Source organism: Verrucomicrobiaceae bacterium, from assembly GCA_016713035.1.
Lineage (GTDB): Bacteria > Verrucomicrobiota > Verrucomicrobiia > Verrucomicrobiales > Verrucomicrobiaceae > Prosthecobacter.
In genome coordinates, this window is the sequence record JADJPW010000016.1 from 27,492 (window position 1) to 53,134 (window position 25,643).

Below are 25,643 nucleotides of genomic sequence, written 5' to 3' on the forward strand. Positions count from 1 at the left end.
GCTGGGTTGGTGTTTACTGAGAAAAAATCAGGTCAGGGCATTCACGGCGTCGCGGAAGACATCCCCGCGCTGGCCGTAGCCGGTGTACATGTCAAAACTGCTCGTGCCGGGGCTCAGGATGATGGCATCACCGGGCTGTGAGAGCTGCGTGGCGAGCAAAACAGCCTCCGCCATGTCTGCGCCGCGTTTACACGGCAGCAGGTCGCCAAAAGTCTGCTCAAGCTGCTGCGAGATCTCGCCGATGAAGACCATGGCACGCACTTGCCCCTTCAGCTCGGCACGCAGCGGGGAGTAATCGAGCTGCTTGTCCTTGCCACCGGCGATGAGCACGATGGGCCGCTCTTGGCTGCGCAGACAGGCCTCCAGGGCGTGGAGATTGGTCGCTTTTGAATCATTGATGTACTCGCGGTCGGCGAGGGTGCGGATCAGCTCGCAGCGGTGGCGTGGCACCTCGTAATCCGCCAGCGCCTTCAGCATCGCATCGAATTCGAGTCCAAAGACCTTCCCCGTCATCAGTGCAGCCAACACGTTCTCCATGTTGTGTTTGCCACGCACTTTGAGATTCGCTGCCGAGCCGATCTCGCGGCCTTCGCGGTAGAACTTGCCGTTTCCGTAACTGTAATCTGCCTCAGCACCGTAGGCGGAAAAAGTCCAGCGCTGTGCTTTGCCGCTGGAGATGCTCTCACCGGCTCGCACGATGGCGACATCGCTTTCCGTGGCATTTTCAAAGATGCGGGCCTTCGCGTCAAAATACTCCGTCATGCCGGGATAGCGGTCCAAGTGATCTGGTGCGAAATTCAGCCACAAACTGGCCTTGGCGCGGAAATTCCGGATCGTTTCGAGCTGGAAGCTGCTGATCTCACACGCGAGCACATCGTAGCGAATGCCGCTGGCGACGACTTCGCTCAGGGACATGCCGTGATTGCCACAAGGGATGGATTTCATGCCGCAGCCATTGAAAAGGGCCGCGATGAGCTCCGTGCAGGTGCTCTTGCCATTCGTCCCAGTGATCGCGGCGATCTGCATGTCCGTCAGATTGAAGGCGAACTCGGTTTCACCGACGAGCGGCACACCTGCAGCGGTGAATTTAGCCGGAAGCGGCCAGTGCTCATCCAAGCCTGGGCTGATGATGACGAGATCGAAGTCCCCCGGCTTCACCACTAGATCGCGTGCGGGCTGACCGAGCACGCAGCGGAAGTCCTCGACCTGCTTGGCCTTATCCCCTTCATCAAAGATCGTCACCTCCGCACCATGCAACCGCGCCAGACGAGCAGCACCGAGGCCGCTGCGTCCAGCACCGAGGATAGCGAGATGTTGATGGGCGTATTTCATTAACGGAGTTTGAGCGTGGCGAGTCCGAGCAGGGCAAAGAGCAGACTCATGATCCAGAAGCGGACGATGACTTGATTCTCATGCCAGCCACCGAGCTCGAAGTGGTGGTGGATGGGTGCCATGCGGAAGATGCGCTTCCCGCGTGTTTTGAAGCTCCAGACCTGTAGAATGACGCTCATGGCCTCGATCACGAAGACGCCGCCGACCAGGGCCAAAACGATTTCTTGTTTGCAGCCGATCGCGAGCGCCGCGATGCAGCCACCGAGTGCGAGTGAGCCAGTATCGCCCATGAACATCTTCGCCGGATGCGCATTGAACCATAGGAAGCCCAGACAGGCACCTGCGAGCGCCATGGCGATGATGGGCAGCTCATTGGCGAGCGTGTGATGTGCGACCCCGAGGTAGTCGGAGTACTTCGCATTGCCGCAGATGTAGCCAAAACCCGCATAGGCGAGCGCGGTGGTCAGGGAACAGCCCGTAGCTAAGCCATCGAGCCCATCCGTGAGGTTCACCGCATTGGAGGCTCCGACGATGATGATGGTGAACATCGCGACGGCAAAGATGCCCATGTCTGCAATGACCGCGTCTTTGACGAAGGGGATGTAAAGTGCCCGCAGCGTGTGGCCATTATCCGCTGGCACGCAGTAGGCAAAAAGCATCGCCGTGATGAAGGCTACGCCGCCCTGCCAGATGAGCTTGGTGCGGGCGGAGACGCCCTTGGAGTTCTTTTTGCTGATCTTGAGGTAGTCATCACGGAATCCGAGCGCTCCGAGGCCCAGCGTGGTGAAGAGCACGATCCAGACCATCACATTGTCCAGCTTTGCCCACAGCAGTGTGGATAGGACGATGGTCGCAAGGATCAAAATGCCGCCCATGGTCGGCGTACCAGCTTTTTTGCCATGGAGCTCGGCGAGTTTATGCACTTCTTCGGCGGTGCGGATGGGCTGGCCGATTTTGAGGGAGATGAGCTTGCAGATGAGCTTCTCACCATAGAGCAACGAGAGCACAAAGGCGGTGATGGCGGCTCCACCAGCACGGAAGGTGTGGTATTTGAAGAGATTGAGGATTTTATACAGCGCGGCGTCGTCGCTGATCCAGTCATGGACCGCGAGCCATTCGCGTAATTCGTAAAGCCAGTACATCATGCGGGTTGAAGGTGTTGAAGAATTTTTTCCATGCCGGCGCTGCGGCTGCCTTTCAGCAGGACGAGATCGCCCTCACGCAGCACCTCGCGCAAATGTGCGGCGCAGGCGGCGTGATCTGGGAAATGGCGTGTGTGCAGTCCTTTGGCAGCGGCGGAGGAGATCCATTCGGCGTCACTACCACCGACCGTGCAGAGGGCGGTGAGATCGAGCGATGCGGCGAATTCACCGACGCGTTTGTGCTCGGCCTCTGCGAGAGCTCCGAGCTCGCCCATGCGGCCTAAAACGGCCACGCGGCGGCCTGTCGCCTCCAAATTGGCCAGAGTGCGCAGTCCAGCGATCATGCTGTCAGGATTGGCGTTGTAGCTATCGTCGATGAAGCGGATGCCATGGACGATTTTCGGCTCCACGCGGCCTCCGGTGAGCTTGGCATTGCTAAGGGCCTCTGCGATGTCTGCGGGCGAAATGCCGTGACGCCAGCCCATGCACGCAGCGAGTGCGGCATTGCCCACCATGTGCTCACCGAGGATGGGGAGCCGTGTTTCGACTTTCTCGCCGCTGAAATCGAGCGTGAAGGTGGTGCCAGTGCCATCCGCGCGGAGATTTGTAGCGCGGACATCTCCCGCATTCACACCAGCGGTGGAGACGGTGGCTTGGCAATGACGGGCGATGACATCGCTGTATTTGTCATTGGCATTCAGGACGACGATGCCGCCGCGTTTCACCTGTGCTGGTAGGGTGGCTTTTTCCCAGGCGATGGCGTCCTGCGTGCCCATGTACTCGATGTGAGCCATGCCGACATTGGTGACGATGGCCGCATCTGGATCTGCGATGTCGGTGAGCACCTTGATCTCACCTGGGTGATTCATGCCCATTTCCGTGACACAGCACTGCTCGCCGTTTTTGAGTGCGAGCAGCGTCAATGGCACGCCGATGTGGTTGTTGAGATTTCCAAAGGTGGCGCGGGTGACGAGCTTTTTGCTCATCACGACGGCGGCCAGGTCTTTGGTGGAGGTTTTGCCGTTGGAGCCCGTGAGGCCGATGATGAGCGGCGCATGCTGTTGGCGATAGCCACGGGCGATCTGCTGGAGTGCCACTAAAGTGTCCTTCACCTCCAAAATGGGGCACGGGAGCGATTTCCACGCGGGATCGACTTTGCTGACGACTACGGCTGCCGCACCCGCTGCGGCGGCTTGCGGCACGAAGCTGTGTGCATCGAATTTTTCGCCGATAAGGGCCACAAAGAGGTCCCCAGCGGCCACTTTACGCGTGTCCGTGCTCACGTTCTCGATCAGACGCGTGCCTTCGCCGTGCAGCGTGGCTGCGGCGTAAGTGGCGAGCGTTTGGAGAGCGGTGGGAGACATAGAGAAAGATAAAAAGACTTAGAAGCGGCGGTCGGGTGGACGGTCGAAGCCGCCTCCGCCGTTGCGCATGGCTTGTTGAGCCTCGCGTTCGGCTTGTTTTTCTTCGCGTTCGAGAGCGCGAGTGGTCTTGGTTTGTTGGAGGATCTGGCGGGCGACTTTGCGGTCGTCGAACGGATGCTTTTTGCCCTGGATGTCTTGGTAGTCTTCGTGGCCCTTGCCCGCGATGACGACGATGTCGCCCGGGCGAGCATTCTCGATGGCGATCTGAATGGCGGAACGCCGATCTGCGATGACGGCGTGCTGCTGTGGCCGGGCAAAACCAGCCTTGGCATCGTTTAAGATGATCTGTGGATCTTCCGTGCGTGGATTGTCGCTTGTGAGGACACAGATGTCGCTCCCCTGCTCGGCCGCAGATGCCATGAGCGGGCGCTTGATGCGATCACGATCCCCGCCGCAGCCGAAAACGGTGATGATGCGGCCAGGTCGCAGCGCACGCACCGTTTTGAGCGCATTGACGATGCCATCCGGTGTATGGGCGTAATCGACGAAGATTTGAAAACGCGTGATGGTATCTGTCACACGCTCGAGTCGGCCAGGGACCTGCGGGGCCTTTTGCATGTTGGCGATGGCTTCACGCAGATTCAGGCCACTGCTGCTAACTGCAGCGAGTGCCGCAAGCGTGTTGTACACATTGAAGTCGCCGATGAGGGGCGTGCGCACGAGGAAGCTGCGGCCTTTGGCCTCCAGCTCAAAATTTGTGCCCGTCATGTCGTAGCGGACGTTGTTGGCGCGGAAGTCGCTACCAATGCCGAAGCCGTATTTCACGACGCGGCCCGTGTAGGCGAATTTTTCTGCCAACTTGCGCCCCCAGGCGTCATCGGTGTTGATGACGAGTGCGGCGCGGGGTGTGTCCGCAGCGATCTGGAAGAGCTTGGTCTTCGCCTCGAAGTACTTCTCCATCGTACCGTGATAGTCGAGGTGATCCTGCGTGAGATTGGTGAAGATGGCGGCAGCAAAGGGCAAGCCGTGCGCACGATGCTGATCGAGCGCATGCGATGAGACCTCCATGCAGCAGGCGCGGCAGCCGTTGCCCCGCATCTCGGCTAGCAGGCCGTGAATCTCCAGGGACTCGGGTGTGGTGTGTGTGGCAGGCACATGCTGACCATCACCGAGGTCGTAAAAGATGGTGCCGAGCAATCCAGAACGCGTCTGACCGATATTGAACAAATGATGGGCGAGAAAGGCCGTGGTGGTCTTGCCATTGGTGCCGGTGACTCCGAGGAGGGTCATGTTTTTCGCCGGATGGCCATTCAATGCAGCAGCGGCATCTGCCAGCGCGATGCGTGACTGACGCACATGCACCCACGGCGTGGTGCAGCCGTCTGGCGGGGCTTGTTCAGCGATGATGGCAGCGCAACCAGCCTCGATGGCCTTTGGGATAAAGCTGTGGCCGTCTGCGCTACTACCGCGCAAGGCGACAAAGGCGATGCCTGGCGCAGCTTTGCGTGAGTCATAGGCGAGGCCGGTGATTTCTGTATCCAGCGAGCCGCTGGTGACAGGATGATCGAGATGGGTGATGATGTCGCGGAGTGTCATGTTAGGGCTCGCCTCCTTCCTGCGCGAGGTTCATGCGCTTTTGGTGGCGGGTAGCGAGGTGGTGAATGGATTCGCGGACGACTTCTGCGAAAATGGGAGCAGCGACTTTGCCACCACGGATGTCGTGATGATCTGCGGCGACAGGATCGTCAATGATGACGATGCAGACGACTTGTGGCTGCTCCACGGGGGCGAATCCGGCGAAGGAGGTGACGTAGTGATTCTCAATGTACTTTTTCTTCTTTTCGTCGAAACGGCGCGAGGTGCCCGTCTTGCCCGCGACGCGGATGTCTGGCAAAGCGGCGCGTTTGCCCGTACCTTCGAGCACGACAGCTTCAGCAAAATTCCGCAGGTGTGCGGCAGTGGCAGCGGTGCAGGCTTGGCCGACCGCCTGGGGCGGCACGATCTCCGTTTTACCGTCTGGACTGGTGATGCTGTCGATGATGCGTGCCTGCATGAGCGTTCCACCATTGGCGATGGCTCCATAGGCGAGAGCGACTTGTAGCGGCGTGGCGCTGACCTCGTAACCGATGGGGATGCGTGTGTAGCTGGGATTGCTCCATTTGCCCTGATTCACGAAACCTTTTTCCTCGCCAAAGCCTGCGCCGATGCCGGTGCGCTGACCAAAGCCAAAGCGGCCCATGTAGTCGAGCAAGGAGTCGCGTCCGATGCGCTTGAAGATCTTGTAGGTGCCGATGTTGCTGGAGTGGACGAAGACGCCTTTGACGGTCTGGCGGCCATTGTGCTCGTCGTCATTGATCCAGACTTTGAGATGCGGCTCATGCCAGCTCATCGCCTCGCAGTCGATGGTTTCACCGGGGGAGACTTTTTTGCGATCGAGCGCGGCAGCGAGTGTGACGATCTTGAAGGTGGAGCCAGGCTCGTAGAGCCCAGCGGTGATTTGATTGAGCCAGGCGCTGCTGTTTTGACCTGGTGATTCCTGCACACGAGCTGCAGCGGCGAGGATGCTGCCGCTGAAGGGATCTGTGACGACGATCATGGCACGCTTGGCTTTGTGCTTGCGGAATTCTCGCTCGCAGATGGCCTCCACGGTGTCCTGGAGCTGCATGTCGATCGTGAGATGGATGTCGTGGCCGTTGCGTGGCTCGATGACTTGGCCGCGGTAGGCTGGGAGTTCATTGCCATTGCGATCACGCTCGATGTACTGCTCACCAGAGGTGCCCGTGAGCATGCCATCCATGAGCATTTCGACGCCCCAGCGACCACGATGTGTCTGGCGGTCTGTGTCCCCGATGAAGAGTGCAAGCCGCTGCTGCGCGGGGAAGGTGCGCTCGACAGTGGGTCGCATGTGGACGCCGATGACGTGCTCCGCTTTGAAGAGGATCTTCCACTGGTCGGCGGTGTCGAGCTCGACGTTTTTGGCGAGAATGACTTCGCCTTTGGCCTTCTCTGTGATTTTGGCAAAAAGCTCGGCCTCCGGCTGCTGCAAAAGGCTACCGAGGGTTTTCGCGAGATGCTGGTGATAGGCGATGAGCGTGTCTTTCTCAGAAAGCTGCGCTTTGAGGTCGCTGGCCTTCATGCCGCGGAGTTTCGCGAGCTGGAAGCGCACGGGCACGATCTCATGGATCTGCCGCAGATCGGTGTAAAACTCAGCAAACGACTCGTCGAAGGCGAGGAACTCATCATTGCAATCGCGGATGGTGCCACGGTGCGCAGGGAGGATGATGTGGCGCTGATATTTGTCCCGTGCGAGCTGGGCTAGACGCGGTGCATCCTTGACCTGGATGTGATAAATGCGCCACACGAGGATGGAGAAGCCGATCAGCAAAAAGGACAACAGCAGCATCATGCGGCGGCACAGAGGGCGGTCGCGGCGGAGCTGGATGTGATCTGGGAGTGGCTGGCTCAAGGTGGTGACGAATTCTGCGCAAGTGTGTGCGTGACGGGGAGAGCAGCAGGCGGTGGGCCTTCTGACTCTGTGGCGACCTTTTGAGGCTGGGTGACTGGCGGAAGCAGGATGATGCGGTCTTTTTCCAGGGGTCGTAGCAGCGTGGCGATCTTCACCAGACGTGGCTGGAGACGCTGCGAGGTGAAGGCCTTCTCCCGAGACTGCTCAAGGCGGATGATCTCATCTTTGAGCAGGCGGATTTCGGACTCCACCTTCCGCTGCTCCTCACCGAGAGCACGAACGCGGTTTTTACTGATCACCACGAGCAAGCCTACGCACGCAAGCGATGCGACGACGACGAGGATGACCATCAAGGCAGGTAGCCCGAGGCGATTGCGATAAGTGGTGCGGCGGCGAGTACTCATGGCGCGGCGGGGAGGCGTTCGGCGACACGCAGACGAGCGCTGCGAGCGCGGGGATTGAGTGCAGTCTCGTCAGCACTTGCCTCGATGGGCTTTTTGGTGACGAGGGTGAGAAAATGGTCGGGATTCGGCCTCGGAGCGGGCCACTCGGGCCTATCGAGCTGCGGCGCGGCGAGGTGCGCGAGCGTTTGCTTCACGATGCGGTCCTCTAAAGAGTGAAACGTGATCACCGCGAGGCGACCACCGGGTTTCAGCCACTTCGGTGCTGCTGCGAGGAAGTCACGCAGCGCGGCGAGCTCGTCATTCACAGCGATGCGTAGGGCCTGGAAGACGAGCGTGGCCGGGTGGCGCTTCCCACGCTTTGGCGATGCCGTGCTGACAATTTCTGCGAGCTGCATGGTCGTGGTGATGAGCCGTGATGAGCGTGCTTTCACGATAGCTCGTGCGATGCGGCGTGCGTTTTGCTCCTCGCCATAATCGAAAAAGATACGCGTAAGTTCCTCATCCGACGCGGTATTCACGATGTCAGCCGCTGTTTGCTCCGCATCTGTGTCCATGCGCATGTCGAGTGGTGCATCCCGCATGAAGGAGAAGCCGCGAGCGGCATCATCGAGCTGATGACTGCTGACGCCGATGTCGATGAGCATGCCATCGAATCCGCTAATGCCAGTCTCCTCGATGATCTGCGGGAAATGGCGAAAATTTCCCCTCAGGGCACAAAAGCGCTCACCATAAGGCTTCAGTCGTGCGCTGGCATGCTTGATGGCCTCTTCGTCCTGATCCATCGCGACGACACGGGCACCGTGCTGGAGCAGCGCCTCGCTGTGGCCACCACCACCCAGCGTGCCATCAAAGATGAGCTTGCCCTTCTGCGGCTGTAGCGCCTCCAGCACCTCCTGCATCAGCACCGGCAGGTGATAAAAGGGCATCGCCCGCTGCCCGAGCACCTGCATCTCTGGTCCATCAGGATCAAAGGAACTGCCGCCTCCGCTTTCACCACGCTCCGGCGTCATTTGACCACGCGTGGTCACTCCCGCATCGGAAGCCACATCAGCCGCGCCGAACCACGGCCAGCTCCCGACGTGAAACAACTCCGTCACTCTATATAGGGCATCTTGCAGCACACGCTGCGGCCAGCCACTACCTTGCGGTAGGCTGAAAGGCTGCGGAAATGCGATGGAGGCGTTCATGAGACGGGAGGGAACAGAAAGAAATGGACCCGAAGGTCGGCACCCATTTCAACCGGTATAATTGATAGTTAATCAATCTTTATAATCTGGTTTCTACGAGAAATGCAACGCTGTTTTCAAATTTTTCGCGGATTCGCTAACTACCGTAGAAACTCGAAAATACTGTTCATGCAAACATTGGCACTGATCATAATTTCCACCAAAAAACCCGCATATTTGGCTTTTTGCCTTCGCAGTCAGCCTTTTCTTTATGGCGCTGGAAGCTCCATTCTAGGCCGGTTCCACGAGCTTTCCGTTCGTAATTTATTCGTGAGCACCCCAACACCATCCTCGACATCTAGCCGGTTTTCTTGCTAGCCTGCGAAAAATCCTAAAATCGAACCAATACACAAGCCATGGCTAAAAAACCTGCTCCCAAGAAAGCGTCCCCGAAAAAGCCTGCTCCTAAGGCTCCAGCCAAAAAAGCCAGCGCAGCCAAAAAGCCTGCTCCAGCAAAAAAAGCCACCGTTGTGAAAAAACCAGCACCGAAGCCAGCGGCAAAGCCAGCGAAAGCAGTCAAGGCAGCACCTGCGAAGAAGCCAGCCGCACCAGCCCCCGTCGCCGCTGCACCTGCCCCCACGCCGAAAAAAGAGCCAGCTCCTATTTTTAAGCCCGTCTTTGAAGCCAGTCCGCCACCACCACCGCCAGCTCCCGCACCCGCACCAGCTCCGTCACCAGCACCCGCACAAAAGCTCGTCATCGCCAAGAATCCATCGCCTGCCGGCACACCATTAGCCCTCTCTACCCAGGCCTCTGCTGGCGCTGCCGCCAATGGCAACACCCATCCCGCCAACATCCTCGTTCTCGTCAGCAGCGGCGGCTGGCCCGTGACAGACCTCTCCAAGGACAACTTCACGCTCATGGAGTACTTTGAGGTGCCTGGGCAGCAAGCCCCCTTCAGCAACAACATCACTTCTTTCCGCAATGTCGGCACCGGTGCCTACCTCATCCAGGTAAAGCCCATCAATAGTGCCACTTGGCGCAGCGGCCATCACCTCGCCCAGATCATCGTCAGCTCAGATGACAATCGTCAGGGCCAAGGAGCCGTGAAAATCATCATCCGCTGATCGAATCACCGCGATCCTCCAAGATCTCCACGAAAAGGCTCCAGACCCACCTGGAGCCTTTTTTTGCGCCTACACCTCCCAAAGACAAATGCATCCCCCCATCACCGTATTTGGCAGCGTCATGCGCCGCCTACTCTACCTCCTCCTCACCGCGCCAGCCCTGGCTGCGGACCTCCCACTGGATCAGAGCAGCGACATCCCAGCCAGCGCCAAGCGGCCCGTGGTGGTTACAGAATCAGGAATCAGGAATCCAAAATCAGGAATCCCCCGCCACGACCTCCCACCTGGTTACACCTTAGAGCTCGCCGCTGCACCACCGCTCGTCACACACCCCATCATGGGCTGTGTCGATGATCGGGGTCGTCTATTCATCGGTGATGCCACCGGCGTGAACTGGAACAAAGAACAACTCGAAAAAAATCCGCCCAACCGCGTCCTCATGCTCGAAGACAGCAACAAGGACGGATACTTCGACAAAAGCACCATCTTCGCCGACAAGATGACGTTCCCCCAAGGTGCCTGCTGGCTCGATGGCAGCCTCTACGTCGGCTCTCCGCCCTCCATCTGGAAACTCACCGACACCGATAACGACGGCGTCGCTGATAAACGCGAAGAGATCGTCACCGGCTTCGACTACACGGGCAATGCCGCCGACATCCACGGCCCCTTTTTGCACCCGAATGGCCGCCTCTACTGGTGCCACGGTCGCAAAGGCCATGATGTGAAACAGAAAGACGGCACCCCAGTCGATAACTCCAAAGCCTGCGGCATCTGGAGCTGCAAACCGGATGGCAGCGACGTCTCCTGGCACTCCCTCGGCTGCGGGGACAACCCCGTCGAAGTCGATTTCACCCCTGAGGGCGACATCATCGGCGTGCAAAACCTCTACTACACCCAGCCACGCGGTGACACCATCATCCACTGGCTCTACGGCGGCGTCTATGAGCGTGCCGATCAGCTCCAGGCCATCGCCCACCTGCCGCGCACACTGGAGACCATGCCGGTGATGTACAACTTCGGCCACGTCGCCGTCAGCGGCTGCTGCTTCTGGCGCAGCTACCCCACCAACCGAGAACAGCGAACCGAGAACCTTCTCGTAACTCACTTCAACACCCAGCGCCTCGTGCGCATGGAGCTCACCCCAGACGACAGCACCTACAAAGCCGTCGAAAACGAGTTCCTCAAATTCCACGACAGCCCCGACATCCACCTCACCGACGTCATGGAAGACGCCGATGGCTCCCTCCTCCTCCTCGACACCGGCGGCTGGTTCCGCATCGGCTGCCCGAGTAGCTTGATGGCGAAGAGTGATCTGCTGGGGGCTGTGTATCGCGTGAAAAAGCAGGGAGCTAAAGTCGATGACCCTTATGGATTGACACTCAAACTGAAAATAACTCCACCCGATCCTCAAAGGAAAATAACAGTATTCAAATACGACCAACAGCAGCTACTCGAACTACTCAGCGACAATCGTGAGTTCGTTCGTCAAAAGGCCGCACGTCTGCTTGTAGAGGATGGGTTATCATTTAGTCCAAAGCTGGAATGCATCTGGGACATGTGGGCCTTTGCTTTGGTCGACAAAATTGCGGTAGGCCTTTATACAACAGATCATGCAGCTCGGCAGGCGGGATTGTTGGCAACTTTCATTGCAGGACAGGTCGGACACCCGGATGCAATGCGGCCATTTCTAGACCCAAGATTGTCAGAGCAACCCCTTCCCAAAAGTCCTGACTACATTAAGGCTCTGGGATGGTTCCCTAGCTATAAGCTGCGTGTTCCAACTGGTGAAAATACTTCCGTTAGCCTCTCCATGTTGAATATGGCGGCAGGCAGTTGGGAGATCGGGCCAACGATCTGGAGTGATCCCGTTACAAAATCTGGCACTGGAACAAGTTATTACAGACGCCCGGCTGGTATGCCTCAAACTCTAAGCGCGGGCGAGCTCATGCAAATTGCGATGACCCGTAAGTTGCCCACCGAGGCAAAGGGTCTGCTTCTAAATACTCTATCAAGCTTTGAACTTGATCCTGCAACGGAGCACGCAGCCATTTACGCGGCCATCGTGACCAAGGCATTCGATTTGAAAGATTTGGAGAACGCCGAACAAGACACAACGCAACGACGAATGCTCGCAATCATTCGTGGCATTGCGACCAATGATCCGAGTCTGAACCTACCCGCATTACATATTGCCATGAGTTGGTTGAACTATTTCGGCGAATCAAGTCGGGCGGCTATTGAATTTGCCAAAACCAACCCGGAGGCTGCCGCGAAACTGGAGCCCATATTGGAAAAATGGCTTCAAAAATCCTCAACCTACGGCTCGAACTGGTTTGAGCGTGTTTCGCCTATCCTTTACGCTCATTTGGCAACAGAACCAGCCCAGCGAATGAATTCGAAGCTACTCGCCTCTGAAAATCCAGAGCTACAAACAGTAGCCCTTCGAGTCATCGCTAACCAATCGGGCGGCATAAGTCATGCAGGATGGCTCAAACCTCTCGAAGCCCTTCTCGCAAAACCCACCCCACTCCTTCTCGATGCGATCAAGAAGCTCAAGACGCCACACTTCGATGCAAAGCTGCAAGCCATTGCCAATGACACGAAGCAGCCGCTTTCCATCCGGCTCAAGGCGCTGGATGCGGCGAAGTCGGTGAAGCTAGAAGGCGAAACCTTTACGATGGTCAAAAATGTGCTCACGGACGTAGCATCGGGCGCTGCGGCGAAGATCCAGGCGGCGGAGATGATCGTGCATGCGCCGCTTCCGAAGATGCGTGTGCCGGAGATCGCGCCGCTTTTTGCCACCGTGGGGCCCGTGGAGCTCAAAACGCTCCTCCCGCTGCTGAAACGGCACAAGGACGCGGACATCGCCCGCGCGTTCGCACGCGAGATCGCGAAGAATCCGGCCATCGCCAGCCAGCAGGAGAGTCTATACCGCACCGCGCTCGCAGACCTGCCCACAGACATTTTTGAAACCATCCTCCTCCCGGCCTACAATGCCGCCGCAGCCGCAACGGAGGCCAAAAAGCGCCAACTCGGCCCCTTGGCCGAAAAAGCTGCCTCCAGTGGTAATGCGGCCAAAGGCGCAGAGCACTTCAAAGCTGGAAAAGGCACCTGCATCGCCTGTCACAAGATCGGCGACGCTGGGCGGCCCATCGGCCCGGACCTGAGCAAGATCGGAGCGATCCGCACCGAGCGCGATTTGCTCGAAAGCATCCTTTTCCCCTCCAATACCCTCGCCCGCGACTACGAGGCCCATGTCATCGAGACCAGCGACGGGCAGCAAACGCTCGGCGTGATCAAGAGCCACACAGCGGAGGGCCTGCTCGTCGTGGATGTGGCCGGTCAGGAGAAAAATGTGCCGCATCAGAGCATCACGGGTGATGTGACACTCACCACCAGCCTCATGCCGATGGGGCTGGATCAAACAATGCCAGAAAACGAGCTGCTCGACCTCGTCGCCTGGCTGCGGAGCCTGAAGTAGCGGCAAACAGCAGTTGCGCAGATGCAGGACTCCTTTCAGCATCCGCGCCCATGAAATGGCTCCGCTCACTCTACGTCCAGGTACTCATCGGCATCGTGCTGGGAGTGTTGCTGGGGCTCTTTTGTCCTGATTTGGCGGTGCCGCTGGAGCCACTGGGCACTGCCTTTGTGAATGCGGTGAAGATGCTCATCGCGCCGATCATTTTCTGCACGGTGGTGCATGGCATCGCTGGCATGGGCGATCTCAAAAAACTGGGCAGTGTCGGCTGGAAGGCGCTGCTGTACTTTGAGGTCGTGACGACCCTGGCGCTCATCATCGGCCTCATCGTGGCCAAGGTGATCGAGCCAGGTGCTGGCATGCATGTGGATGCGGCGCAGATGAGCGTCAGTGCGGCAGACTCCGCCAAACTGGAGGGTTACACTCAATCGGCGGGCAAGCAGACCCTCGTAGCGCACCTGATGCACATCATCCCGAAGACCTTTGTCAGCGCTTTCGCCGAAGGGGAGATTTTGCAGGTGCTCTTCATCGCGATCCTGGCCGGGATCGCCCTAGCACGGCTGGGAGAGCAGGCGCGGCCGATCACCGAACTGCTGCACACCATAGCGCGGATGTTTTTCGGCATCGTGAGCATCGTGACAAAAGCCGCTCCCATTGCCGCATTCGGTGCGATGGCCTTCACCATCGGGAAATATGGTGTGAGCGCTCTGGGGCGGCTCGCGCTGCTCATGGGCTGTGTTTACCTCACCTGTGCGGTGTTTATTTTTGTGGTGTTGGGCCTCATCGCACGCTGGAATGGCTTTTCGCTGTGGAAGCTGCTCAAGCACATCCGCGAGGAGCTTTTGCTGACTTTGGGCACCTCATCCTCTGAGGCCGCGCTGCCGCAGCTCATGACCAAAATGGAGCACACAGGCTGCTCACGCGGTGTGGTGGGCATCGTGCTGCCAGCGGGCTATTCCTTCAATCTGGATGGCACCAGCATCTACCTGACGATGGCTGCTTTATTCATCGCTCAGGCCACAGACACGCATTTGTCGCTCTGGCAGGAGCTGGGCATCCTGGGCGTGCTGTTATTGACCTCCAAAGGCGCTGCGGCAGTCACCGGCGGCGGATTCATCACGCTAGCAGCCACGCTCGCCTCCACGGGCACCATTCCCGTCGCGGGGCTCGCCTTGATCCTAGGCATCGACCGCTTCATGTCAGAAGCCCGCGCGATCACCAACCTCATCGGCAACAGCCTCGCGATGCTCGTCGTCGCGAAATGGGAGGGCGAACTGGATGAATCCAAGGCCGGAGCTGTTTTGCGGGATTAGGGTGCCAGTTCGGCCCCAGTGCTTCCTGATTCGATCACCGATACTCCACCAGTCCGTCGTATCCGTGTAGGAAGGGGATGCGGTAGCCGACATCGCTCAAAATCTGCTGCGTGAGGTTGTACTTCGCATGCAGAGCGCTGTCGTCATGGTCGGGATCATGATGGACGGCGATCCACTTCTTCACGCCAGCCAGCTTGGTCAATGCGCATGCGCTGGCCAGATTCGAGTGCCCCCAGCCGATTTTTTTGGGGTAATCAGCCGGTAGATACTGCGCCTCATGCACGAGCAGATCGACGCCCTCGACAAAGCTGAGTAGGGGCTCATGTGGCACGACGATGTCACTGCCACGCTCCAGACCTACGGGTGATCCAGTGTAGCCCTGGAGGAATTCATTATCCGGGATAAAGACCACTTTCCAGCCGTCGTGCTCCACTTTGAAGCCCACCGTGGCTCCAGGATGCTGCACATACTCACGGGAAATCTTTGCCCCACCGATCTCGACCGGCTTGTCATCGAGAAAGACGAAGTTCACCTTCGCGGCGAGATCCTCACGCTGGACCGGGAAGTAGTCCCGATCGAGCTGACCGACGAGGAGCGACTCCAGATTCTTGCCGAAGCCACGCTCGCCATAAACGGTGATTTCATAACCGGGGACGTAAATCGGCGTGAAAAAGGGAAAGCCCTGGATGTGATCCCAATGCGTGTGCGTGATGAAAAGATGAATGTGACGCGGCCCATCCTTCAATATCGAGAGCCCCGCATCTCGTAAGCCTGATCCGGCGTCAAAAAGGATGCGATCCTTCCCCGTGCAATACTCAAAGCATGTCGTGTTGCCGCCATGTTGTGCGTAGCGACCGCCAGAGACCGGGATCGAGCCACGCGTGCCCCAGAACCGTGCATGGGGCCTGCTGGAGTCCAAGCTGGGTGCATAGATGTCGGTCGGTTTTGTGCTACGAGCTGGCCGCGCCGCCTCCAGTGAGCAACTCGCGGAGGTGCTGAAAAAGCTCTCCAGGCGATTCAGCAGCACTTTCGGCTCGAAGGGCTTGATCAGCACATCGAGCGGCCCGCTTTGGCGGATGTGCTGGAGTTCCGTGGAGTAATCCTTCGCCGTAGTGACGATGACGGGCAGATTTTCCGTCTCAGGGGCCGCACGCAGCATGCGCATCGCCTCGAGACCATTGAGCTTCGGCATGATGAGGTCCAGCACCAGCACGTCTGGGTGAAAGGAAGCCACTTTCTCCAGGCACTGCTCTCCATCGCTCGCGACATCGACCACATAGCCCGCCTTTTCCAGCGCATGCCGGAGCTGCATGGCGATAGCGCGGACATCTTCGGCGATGAGGATTTTTTTGGGGGCGGCGGCTGACATCGCTCAAAATCTGCCCCTGATCCCGCTGCGGCTCCAGCACGAATTTCGTTCTTTAAAAGGCGGCCAGCATCATCAGCGTGATGAGACCATTATTCAGCGCATGCGCGGTGATGCCCCCGATGAGGCTACCACGCCACGCACGAATGAGGGAGAAGGCAGCGGCCAGCACCATCAGCGGTGGCACACCAGCCCAGCCCTGCGGATGCACCGCAGCAAAGAGGAATGAGCTCACCACGACGCCCGCCACCAGCCGCCAACGTGCCGCCAGCCCAGGGAATAGCAGCCCGCGAAAAGTCAGCTCCTCTGTCACCGGAGCCCACAGCACCGCCAGGGCCAGTGCGGCGAGCCGAGAGGCATCACTACCGGCAAATTCCTTCACGATAGGGTGGACCGGCGTGCTACCACTGTACGCAGCCAACCATGAGGAGAGCAGCAATGCCAATGCCGTAAAGGGCAGCGCAGCCAGCCACACGGCTAGACCCGCACCCATCTCCCTCCACAAGCCCGCGCCGCAGTGGAGGCCCAAAGCCTGCCGCCACGTCGCGGTGGGCACTCCACGCCAGCGCGGCCACAGCACCGCGATGCACACCACGCCTAGGATGACCAGATAGAGCCACTGCTGCGGCATCTCTGGGTAGACCAGCAAAACGAGCGCTGGGAGCCACACAAAACCGCCGAGATAAATCGCAAAGGCCTCCACCAGCACGCCACCAGCCACCGGCGACTCGCATGGCCGAGTGAAGCGGATCGGCGGCGGCGCCCCCCGACTGCGTGCGGCATTTCTCTTCACGATGAAAACGATGCACAGCGCCAGACCAACCGCCATCGCCACCACCACTCCCATCGTGCCCAGCCCCAGCGCCATCAGCGTGCGTGTCGCCTGCTGGTAGATGGTCACACGGGTCTCATGGGTGTTTTCATGTGGCAGGGCTTGTGCGAGCTGTGCTAGCCAGCCATGCCGCTCCTCCAGCCGATGCCACGCCGCGTCATCGAGAGCGGTTTTTTTCTGGAGGAGCCGGATTGCCTCCACATCGGCCTTCAGGGCCTCATTTTGAGAAGCTAGCGCATCCAGCCTCTCTGCACGCGGCCACTCCGAGCGCAGCCAGGCTCGCAGTAGCTCCACCTTCAGCTCATCCGCAGGTGTTTTCACCTGGGGCGCTACATTGCCGAGGTACTGGGCCTCGACCGCCTCCGTCCACATGCCCGTTTGGCTAAAAACATGATGGGCCCCGACGGTGTAGCGCCCGATCAGCTCCAGCACGATATTCGATGCGCCACCGCTCGCCGCTTCCTCTTTCTTTTTCCAACGTGGCTCGGACTGGATGATGAAGGTGATCGTGCCCACGATAACCAGCCAGGCCAAAACCAGCCCCATACGACCTCCGCGCACACGGAGCTCTCGCTCATCCCCTGCTGGGATGACTGGCGCAGCCTGCGGCGGCAGAGGTGGCGGTAAAGGAGGCGGGGGAGATGAGTCCGATGAGTCTGCCATGAGCGGATGCCATCGCCCGAGTTCAGAAAAATCAAAGTTCCCTTTTCGCAAACCGCCGCCAACATAGCTCCATGCCCGCACGTCTCGCCCTTTTCGGCGGCAGCTTCAATCCACCTGGCCTCCATCACGCGCACATCGCGCGGGAGCTGACGCGTCACTTTGATGAAGTGCGTATCATCCCCTGTGGCCCACGACCAGACAAGCCCGTCACCGATAGCGTGCCACCGGTCTATCGTGCAGCCCTCGCAGACATCGCTTTTGGCGGCATCCATGGCGTCACGGTCGATCTGAGTGATTTCGAGCGTGATACCTTTTCTCGGAATCACGAGCTACAGACTCGCTTCGAAGGAGACTATGAGGTCTGGCACGTCGTCGGTGCAGACCTGCTCACTGGCGGTGCCAGTGGCCAGTCCGCCATCCAGCGCACCTGGGAGCGTGGGGCAGAGCTCTGGTTCACGGCACGCTTCGCGGTGATGCAGCGCCCGGGTTACTCACTCAAGGAGGCGGATCTGCCGCCCCACTCACGCATCATTGATATCAACGTCGAAGGAGCCAGCAGCACGATCCGTGGGCTGCTAGAGCATGGTCAAACCGTATCCGAGATGCTCCATCCGCGTGCTTTTGCCTACATCGAGCGCTACGGCCTCTACCGCGCTCCGATCCCTGCAAACTGGGCCCGTGGTAGCCTGGTCCACTCACGCTACTTCCTCCAGGCCGACGCAAAAAATCCCCAAGCACGCGAGCTCGCCGCCCCTTTGGAAAAAAACCACACTCCGGCCTCCGAGGCCGATTTCATCACCGTCATCGGCGGTGATGGGGCGATGCTACGTGGCATCCGCGAGCACTGGCGCGGTCGATTGCCTTTTTTCGGCATCAATGCTGGCCACATCGGCTTCCTGCTCAATGGGGCCGAGCACGCCGGATCAGCCGCCTTCCCGCCCTGCGACGTTATTTTCCGCCAACTGCCGATGCTGTTCCTGGAGTTCGAGGACGATGCAGGTCGGCGCCACACGGCACATGGATTCAATGACGCCTGGCTAGAGCGGCTCACCGCGCAGTCCGCATGGCTGGAGATCATCGTCAATGGCGTGCCCCGCATCCCCAAACTCGTCAGCGATGGTGCCCTGGTGGCCACAGCCGCCGGTAGCACGGCCTACGCCCGCAGTATGGGGGCCTCCCCCCTGCTCGCAGACACCCCTGCGTGGCTCCTCGTCGGCTCGAATGTGCTGGAGCCTGCCCACTGGCGCAGCGCCCTGCTTTCACCCGATACCACTGTGGAAATACGCTGCCTCGATCCCAAGCGCAGGCCCGTGGAGGGCTACGTCGATGGTCAGAGTGTCGGTGAAGTCGTCCGGATGCGTGCGCGGCTCTCCCGCGCGGCTGCGGCGGAGCTCGTCTTCTGCGCTAGCCATGACATGGCGGAAAAAATCGCCGCCATTCAGTTCGGTGCCTGACCTGCGTGCGGGCACTCTGCACCACTCCTTGCACTCCCCTGCCCTGCCGCGTAGCGTCACGGTGAAAACGCATCATGAAACTCACCATCATCGGCTCTGGTTACGTCGGACTCACCACAGGTGCCTGCTTTGCAGAAGTAGGCCACCACGTCTGCTGTGTGGATAACAACGAGCAGAAAGTAAAGACCCTCCTCGCTGGAGAAATCCCCATCTACGAGCCCGGCCTAGAGGCCATGGTAAAGAAAAACGTGGCCGCCAAGCGCCTGCGCTTCACCACCAGCACCGAGGAAGGCGTGGAGCATGGCGAAGTGATCTTCATCGCCGTCCCCACACCACCCCAGGCGGATGGCAGCGTCGATCTGAGCTTCATCGAAAAAGTCGCCCGCGAAATCGCCGTCCACCTCAACTCCTACCGCGTCATCGTCGATAAGAGCACTGTGCCAGTCAAAACCGGCGAACGCGTCTCCAACACCATCCGCCGCTACTCGAAGCCCGGCGTGGAATTCGATGTCGTGAGCAATCCAGAATTCCTCCGCGAAGGCAGCGCGGTGGAAGACCTCATGAAGCCCGACCGCATCGTCATCGGAGGCAACAGTGACCGCGCCCTCGCCCTGATGCAGAAGATTTATGAGCCCTTTGTCGCTCCCGTGCTCGTCACCGACATCAACAGCGCCGAGCTCATCAAACACGCTGCCAATAGCTTCCTCGCCCTCAAAATCAGCTACGCCAACGCCTTATCCGAAATCTGCGAAGCCGCTGGGGCAGATGTCATCAAAGTCACCGAAGGCATCGGCACCGACAAACGCATCGGCCGCGCCTTCCTCAATGCCGGCCTCGGCTACGGCGGCTCATGTTTCCCCAAGGACATCGCCGCCTTTATCGCCATCGCACGCCAGATGGGCACGCCATTCAAGCTCCTGGAAGAAGTCCAGCGCATCAATGAGCACCAATTCACGCGCTTCCTCGCTGGCATCCGTGAGGCACTCTGGGTGCTCAAAGAAAAAAAACTCGCCGTCTGGGGCCTCAGCTTCAAACCCAATACCGATGATGTACGCAGCTCCACCGCCATCAGCCTCGTCGAGGCCCTAGTCGCCGAAGGAGCCGCTGTGACAGCCTATGACCCCAAAGCGATGGATAAAGCCCGTGAGCTCCCCATCGCCTCCAAGATCAAATTCGCCTCCAGCGCCCTCGAGGCCGCTACGGATGCCGAAGCACTCATCATCGCCACCGAATGGCCAGAATTCGCCTCCATCGACCTCGCAGATCTCCGTGAGGCCATGCGCACTCCGCTCATCTTTGATGGCCGCAACCTCATCGACCCCATCGCCGCAGCCGACTTCGGATTCCAATACCGCGGCATCGGACGCGGTGTGGTACAGGAGCGTGGTTAAGGACACCTGGCAGGGCTTTTCATCATGCCAGACTCATCCCCAGCTACTCCTGGCATCCTCTCCAGCATCAGCAGCGTCTTCCGGCAGAACCGCGTGCCCTGCGTGCTGCTCAACATCGTCGTCGTGCTACTCGTCGGTAGCTACTATCAGCTCCCAGCCGTCGCAGATGCATGGCAGAGCATCGGCGAGCTTAAAATACGCTGGTCCTACTTCTTCTCCCTCTGCTCCACCATCCTCGCCGCAGTCCTACTGCCGTCGTTTGTCCAATGGTTACTCGGCACACTCCCCCAGGCGGACCGCATGCGGAGAATCGGCCTCCTAGCGCTCTTTTGGGGTTACCGCGGCATGGAGATCGACCTTTTTTACCGCCTCCAGGGCTACCTCTTCGGCACCGGCAATGATGCACGCACCCTCATCACCAAAGTCGCCGTGGACCAATTCATCATGAGCCCACTCTGGTTCGTGCCCACACTACTCATCGCCATGCGCTGGGTGGACATGGGCGGCTCCTGGGCACGCACCCGAGCCACACTCGATCGCAGCTTTTGGACACGCACCTGCCCCACCGTCCTCATCACCAACTGGCTCGTGTGGATACCCACGCTCGCACTCGTCTATAGCCTCCCACCCGCCTTGCAGTTCCCACTCTTCTCGGTCGTGATGTGCTTTTTCATCCTCATCGTCACCGTCCTCGCACGGCAGCAGACCGCAGAGTAAGCCGCGTTCACCTTGCTGGAAGCGCATCACATGCTTTCTTGACCCTGCCTGACACCCTCCCTCCTCCAGACTCTTGATTATTCCGTGCTCCAGCAGTGCATGCACTGCGGCATGTGCCTGCCGACATGCCCCACCTATGTGGAGACCAAAATGGAGCGGAACAGCCCGCGCGGACGCATCTCCCTCATGCGCTCCGTCGCCGATGGCGAGCTAGCGATCACTCGTGAGCTCTCCGACGAAATGTACTACTGTCTGGGCTGCCTCGCCTGCCAAACTGCCTGCCCAGCAGGAGTCAAATACGCAGAGCTCTTTGAAACTGCCCGCGCCTCCGTAGAACAAGCAGGCGTCGCCCGCAGCACCCAGCGTGACTTCTGGCGCTGGCTCACACTCAACGTGCTATTCATGCACCCGTGGCTCCTGCGGCTCGTCGGCCGCTGTTTGCGCCTCTATCAAAAAACGGGCCTCGATCGCTTCATGCGCCGCATGCGCTTCTTTGGCCTCATGCCCCGCTCACTTGCGAAACTCGAGCCGCAAACACCACGCATCGCAGACGCCTTTTCGGACGAAATCATCACCAGCATCGAAACACTTGCCACCGCAGTGAAACACCGCGTCGGCATGCTCACCGGCTGCGTACAGGACTTAGCCTTTTCCAGCATCAACCGCGACACCGTCGATGTCCTGCTAGCCAATGGCTGCGAAATCATCACCCCACGCTCACAGAGCTGCTGCGGCTCACTCCACGCCCACAATGGAGAGCTCGAGCTCGCCCGCGAACTGGCCCGCAGACAAATCGATGCCTTCCCGCAGCTCGAATCGCTCGATGCCATCATCACCAATGCCGGCGGCTGCGGCTCCCACTTGAAGAGCTACGGCCATCTCCTCCACGATGACCCACACTACGCCGCGAGAGCAGCCCTTTGGGACCAAAAAGTGCAAGACATCCACGAGTGGCTCGTGCGTAGCCGCTTTCGTCCACCACAAGCAAACGCAGGCATCACCGAAATCACCTACCACGAAAGCTGCCACCTCACCCACGGCCAAAAAATCGTCTCCGAGCCACGCCAAGTGCTCACCAGCATCCCCGGCCTCACCCTCAAAGAACTGCCCGAGTCCAACTGGTGCTGCGGCAGTGCCGGCATCTACAACATCACCCAGCCCGAGCAGAGTCAGAAGCTCCTCGAACGAAAAATCGCACACATCCGCTCAACAAAGGCCCCATTCGTCGCCACCAGCAATCCCGGCTGCCACCTCCAACTCGCCAATGGACTCCGCGCCACAGGCGAAACCGTCACCCAGCCCGTCACGCTGCTAGCGCAAGCCTACCGTGCCGAAAAAACAGCAAACGGAGCACTCGCAGAGTAAATCCGCTCACCCACGCGGCCCGAAGACATCCACTCGCAAATCACGCATCGAGTAAAGCCCCGCGTCGTCCTCCTTTGCCTTCAGCAAACCACGCACCTTACGCGCACCATCCTTGCGCCCCGCGCCAAATCGCCGTCGATGCGACTTAAACATCGCATCCACAAAGCATTTGGACCCAATTACCGCCCCATCCGTGAAATAGCGCACGCGGCACCTCAACAGCTCCGCCACGGGCAACTTCCCGCCACTCCTCACCACCTCTGCATAGTCCTCCTGTCGGATCGCACCTCGCGTCCGCCCTTCTGCATCCACTTTGGACTTCACCCCCCAGGTAAACATCATCTGCCGGTAGCTCTCCAGCACACCATACGGCGCCTTTCTACCCTCCCAATACGCCCGCACCGCCACCTCGATACCCTCCCGCGCACGCCTCACACCCGCCACCGCCGCCGCATAGCCACACCAGCGGTAATCCTTTGGATCACTCACCAATCTCGCTCGCACCGGGTTTAGATCCACATACGCCGCCACCATGGCTAGCGCCACACCACCGCCCTCCACCAGCGTACTGCGAAAACGCTCCTCCCACAGCGTCCCTTTGCGCTTCTGGCACTTGTTAAACCACTGCGTGAATCGCTGTTTCAGCGACTTCATAAACGCCGACACATCCCACGTCCGCGCCGTCAGCCCGTCGATAATCTTTTGAGCCTCCGCATGTGCCCCGATCTTGTGAAAATGCTCCAATTCCTCCTGAAGCTTCCAAGCCGCAGCCTTGCCAAACGCCCTACGCACGATCCCCACCACCTCCTGCTCGGCAGGCATCACCTGTGGACGACGCGGCACCTGAACAAGCACATGAAAATGATTCGCCAACACGCAGTAAGTCACCACTCGCAGCTGACCGAACTCCTCATACATCCGCATCAGCCCCACGAACATCTCCCGTTCCTGCTCCTGCAATCGGAACGTTCTATCCACCACGCGCGAAACGCAGTGATAGTAAGCAACTTGGTGGTGCTTCGGAGCTTTGAGACGAGCCTGACGCATACCCGAGCGATGCCACCAAATGGTAAGAGCGCAAACGCTTTTTTGATAAAGGGACAGGTGTTTCATTGTTACCCATACGAGTGCTTGTTGCAATTTGCTGTGTGGTTTGAATTGGGCGTTTGCGCTTGCTTGGGGACTTTTAGTCCTACTTGGCCAAATAGGGGGTGAATCGGCTTTCCAGACGCTTGGGCACGACGCATTGGACCTTGGCACGGCCTGTTTCGTAGTCTTCGGCGATGACTTTGCCCTCCTGATGCGCCAGCGCGACGAGATCCATTCGATCCAGTGGCAAATCTAAATCTAGACGCACTACCCGGTCGATCATGAAGTCGTGGAGGCGATGATGCAGATCGTCGATTCCTTGCCCGGTCTTGACGGAGATTTCTACGGCATCTGGGAATGCTCGACGGAGTTCTTGCATCCGAATGTCGTCGATGAGATCGATTTTATTGAGTACCAGAAGGACGCGTTTTTCGCCGGCACCGAGTTCCCCGAGGACTGTGGTGGTTGTATGATGAAATTTTTCCGCCTCGGGTGAACTCGCGTCCACCACATGAATGAGAAAGTCTGCGAGAACGGCTTCCTCTAAAGTGGCGCGGAAGGATTGGACTAGGTCATGCGGTAGATTCCGCACGAAACCGACGGTGTCAGTCACCAGCATCTGTTGGCCATCTGGTAGCTCCATGCGGCGTGTCGTGGTGTCCAGTGTGGCAAAGAGTTTGTTCTCTGCGAGCACGTCTGAGGCGGTGAGCTTGTTGAGCAGGGATGATTTCCCTGCATTGGTGTAACCGACGATGGCTGCGTGGGGCACTGGCACTCGGCTACGCTCCTTACGCATGGTGTCACGCACTCGGCGCACGTCTTCGAGCTCGGCTTTCACGCGATCGAGCCGCTGATGGGCTAGGCGGCGGTCTGTTTCGAGCTGCGTTTCACCTTCTCCACGGGCAGCTCCTGCGCCGCCCTTGCCGCCGCCTGCTCCGCCGCCTTGTCGGTCAAGGTGTGCCCACATGCGGGTGAGGCGGGGGAGTGAGTATTCGAGGCGTGCTAGCTCGACCTGGAGCCGAGCCTCGCGGGTGCGGGCACGCATGTTGAAAATGTCCAGGATCACCTCATGCCGGTCGATGACGCAGATGTCTCCCTCGCTTTCCCAGGCTCGTTGCTGGGCGGGTGAGAGCTCATTGTCCCAGACGATGCAGTCTGATTGGAGAGCTTTTGCTTTGGCGATGATTTCCTCCGATTTTCCGCTGCCAATGAGGTGACGTGGCGTGCGCTCACGGGCATAGACCAGGTCTGTGCCTACGACTTCGATGCCGAGTGTGCGCACCAGTTCCCCCAACTCATCGAGGAGAGCTTGTGCCTCAGGTTTGTCACGACGGTCAAAGCACGCTCCGACTAAAAAGGCGCGTTCGACTTGGTTGGGTTTTTCTCGTACATCAAACATGGGTCGAGGAGTATGGCGCAGGGCCGCGTATTGCCAACACGAGTGTTCCGTGCGATGTAGGGCACTCGTTATGCTCTCTCGCCGTCTTTTTATTCTCCTTGCGCTCTCTCTTTCTGCCTGCGGCAGACATCCTGTGCCTGCAAGCTATGAGAATGATGCGGGTGAGGCTGCGATACGGCATGTGATCGCTACGCTACCGCCACTGAATCCTGGGGTGTCGAAGAATTACAGCATCGTTTTGGGCGAAATCACTGCGGATGGACTCATGACGCCCGCAAGTGATGTGTTTACGGCTCGTTTTGCGGATCTGAAACTGAAGTTCGTGAATGCGCTGAATTTGAAGGCGGTGGAGCCTGGCCCGATCATCGTGGATAATGCGGAACGGTTGGCGACTTTCGTGCTGCAACTGCGTGAGCTAAAGGCGACGGGGGATGGGCACTGGTCTGCCGAGGTGGGATGGAGCTACAAGCAGGAATTCGAGCGCAAAACGCTGAAGCTGGAGAAGAAAGACGGCAAAATCGTGGTGACTCCATGATTGGCCTCACAGCGGTAGCCTGTGCTAGGTGATCGAACTC

The 25,643-nt window shown here is 59.1% G+C and carries 19 protein-coding genes; 8 read left to right on the plus strand and 11 right to left on the minus strand.

All coding sequences use genetic code 11. The features are described 5' to 3' along the window. Window positions 1-27 precede the first annotated feature (27 nt). The 7 genes from murD to rsmH are packed head-to-tail and all read right to left on the minus strand — an operon-like array spanning window position 28 to window position 8,634. Window positions 28-1,332: a UDP-N-acetylmuramoyl-L-alanine--D-glutamate ligase gene (gene murD, locus IPK32_25565; GenBank protein ID MBK8095247.1), complete on the minus strand. Its 1,305-nt coding sequence runs from the start codon at window positions 1,330-1,332 to the stop codon at window positions 28-30. Beyond that, window positions 1,332-2,477 (minus strand): phospho-N-acetylmuramoyl-pentapeptide-transferase, encoded by a 1,146-nt coding sequence (locus tag IPK32_25570; GenBank protein MBK8095248.1) that lies wholly within the window; start codon window positions 2,475-2,477, stop codon window positions 1,332-1,334. The genes murD and IPK32_25570 overlap by 1 nt, the downstream gene beginning before the upstream one ends. After that, window positions 2,474-3,838: a UDP-N-acetylmuramoyl-tripeptide--D-alanyl-D-alanine ligase gene (locus tag IPK32_25575; GenBank protein ID MBK8095249.1), complete on the minus strand. Its 1,365-nt coding sequence runs from the start codon at window positions 3,836-3,838 to the stop codon at window positions 2,474-2,476. The genes IPK32_25570 and IPK32_25575 overlap by 4 nt, the downstream gene beginning before the upstream one ends. 18 nt (window positions 3,839-3,856) lie before the next feature. Beyond that, entirely contained in the window at window positions 3,857-5,434 is a 1,578-nt protein-coding gene (locus tag IPK32_25580) for a UDP-N-acetylmuramoyl-L-alanyl-D-glutamate--2,6-diaminopimelate ligase (GenBank protein MBK8095250.1), read from the minus strand. Between the two features lies 1 nt (window position 5,435). Continuing rightward, complete coding sequence (locus IPK32_25585; protein ID MBK8095251.1) at window positions 5,436-7,304, minus strand: penicillin-binding protein 2; 1,869 nt, start codon at window positions 7,302-7,304, stop codon at window positions 5,436-5,438. Further along, window positions 7,301-7,708, minus strand: coding sequence for a hypothetical protein (locus tag IPK32_25590; protein MBK8095252.1), 408 nt, complete (start codon window positions 7,706-7,708; stop codon window positions 7,301-7,303). The genes IPK32_25585 and IPK32_25590 overlap by 4 nt, the downstream gene beginning before the upstream one ends. Continuing rightward, complete coding sequence (gene rsmH, locus IPK32_25595) at window positions 7,705-8,634, minus strand: 16S rRNA (cytosine(1402)-N(4))-methyltransferase RsmH (protein ID MBK8095253.1); 930 nt, start codon at window positions 8,632-8,634, stop codon at window positions 7,705-7,707. The genes IPK32_25590 and rsmH overlap by 4 nt, the downstream gene beginning before the upstream one ends. A gap of 656 nt (window positions 8,635-9,290) precedes the next feature. On the opposite strand from rsmH, the gene IPK32_25600 reads away from it, so the two are divergent. From IPK32_25600 to IPK32_25610, 3 genes are all read left to right on the plus strand, one after another. Continuing rightward, on the plus strand, window positions 9,291-10,001 hold the full coding sequence (locus IPK32_25600; GenBank protein ID MBK8095254.1) for a hypothetical protein: 711 nt from the start codon (window positions 9,291-9,293) through the stop codon (window positions 9,999-10,001). An 88-nt stretch (window positions 10,002-10,089) separates the two neighbouring features. Next, window positions 10,090-13,482, plus strand: a complete 3,393-nt coding sequence (locus tag IPK32_25605; GenBank protein ID MBK8095255.1) for a c-type cytochrome — start codon at window positions 10,090-10,092, stop codon at window positions 13,480-13,482. Window positions 13,483-13,532: 50 nt separating this feature from the next. Next, entirely contained in the window at window positions 13,533-14,792 is a 1,260-nt protein-coding gene (locus IPK32_25610; protein ID MBK8095256.1) for a dicarboxylate/amino acid:cation symporter, read from the plus strand. A 34-nt stretch (window positions 14,793-14,826) separates the two neighbouring features. On the opposite strand, the gene IPK32_25615 is transcribed toward IPK32_25610, so the two are convergent. Both IPK32_25615 and IPK32_25620 read right to left on the minus strand, forming a co-directional pair. Then, window positions 14,827-16,161: a response regulator gene (locus IPK32_25615; GenBank protein ID MBK8095257.1), complete on the minus strand. Its 1,335-nt coding sequence runs from the start codon at window positions 16,159-16,161 to the stop codon at window positions 14,827-14,829. Window positions 16,162-16,213: 52 nt separating this feature from the next. Next, complete coding sequence (locus IPK32_25620; GenBank protein MBK8095258.1) at window positions 16,214-17,653, minus strand: CPBP family intramembrane metalloprotease; 1,440 nt, start codon at window positions 17,651-17,653, stop codon at window positions 16,214-16,216. A 71-nt stretch (window positions 17,654-17,724) separates the two neighbouring features. Between IPK32_25620 and IPK32_25625 the strand changes: the two genes are divergently transcribed. From IPK32_25625 to IPK32_25640, 4 genes are all read left to right on the plus strand, one after another. Further along, entirely contained in the window at window positions 17,725-19,107 is a 1,383-nt protein-coding gene (locus IPK32_25625; GenBank protein ID MBK8095259.1) for an NAD(+)/NADH kinase, read from the plus strand. A 74-nt stretch (window positions 19,108-19,181) separates the two neighbouring features. Then, complete coding sequence (locus tag IPK32_25630) at window positions 19,182-20,498, plus strand: UDP-glucose/GDP-mannose dehydrogenase family protein (GenBank protein ID MBK8095260.1); 1,317 nt, start codon at window positions 19,182-19,184, stop codon at window positions 20,496-20,498. 24 nt (window positions 20,499-20,522) lie between these two features. After that, window positions 20,523-21,215, plus strand: a complete 693-nt coding sequence (locus IPK32_25635) for an Mpv17/PMP22 family protein (protein MBK8095261.1) — start codon at window positions 20,523-20,525, stop codon at window positions 21,213-21,215. 99 nt (window positions 21,216-21,314) lie between these two features. Then, a complete protein-coding gene (locus IPK32_25640) occupies window positions 21,315-22,580 on the plus strand; it encodes a (Fe-S)-binding protein (GenBank protein ID MBK8095262.1) in 1,266 nt (421 codons plus the stop codon). A 6-nt stretch (window positions 22,581-22,586) separates the two neighbouring features. Here IPK32_25640 and IPK32_25645 read toward each other — a convergent pair whose 3' ends face one another. Beyond that, window positions 22,587-23,558 carry a chemotaxis protein CheW gene (locus IPK32_25645; GenBank protein MBK8095263.1) on the minus strand — a complete coding sequence of 324 codons (972 nt, stop codon included), beginning with the start codon at window positions 23,556-23,558 and terminating at the stop codon, window positions 22,587-22,589. Window positions 23,559-23,772: 214 nt separating this feature from the next. Then, complete coding sequence (gene hflX / locus IPK32_25650; GenBank protein MBK8095264.1) at window positions 23,773-25,068, minus strand: GTPase HflX; 1,296 nt, start codon at window positions 25,066-25,068, stop codon at window positions 23,773-23,775. Window positions 25,069-25,201: 133 nt separating this feature from the next. Between hflX and IPK32_25655 the strand changes: the two genes are divergently transcribed. Then, window positions 25,202-25,603 (plus strand): hypothetical protein, encoded by a 402-nt coding sequence (locus tag IPK32_25655; GenBank protein MBK8095265.1) that lies wholly within the window; start codon window positions 25,202-25,204, stop codon window positions 25,601-25,603. The last annotated feature ends 40 nt before the right edge of the window (window positions 25,604-25,643 follow it).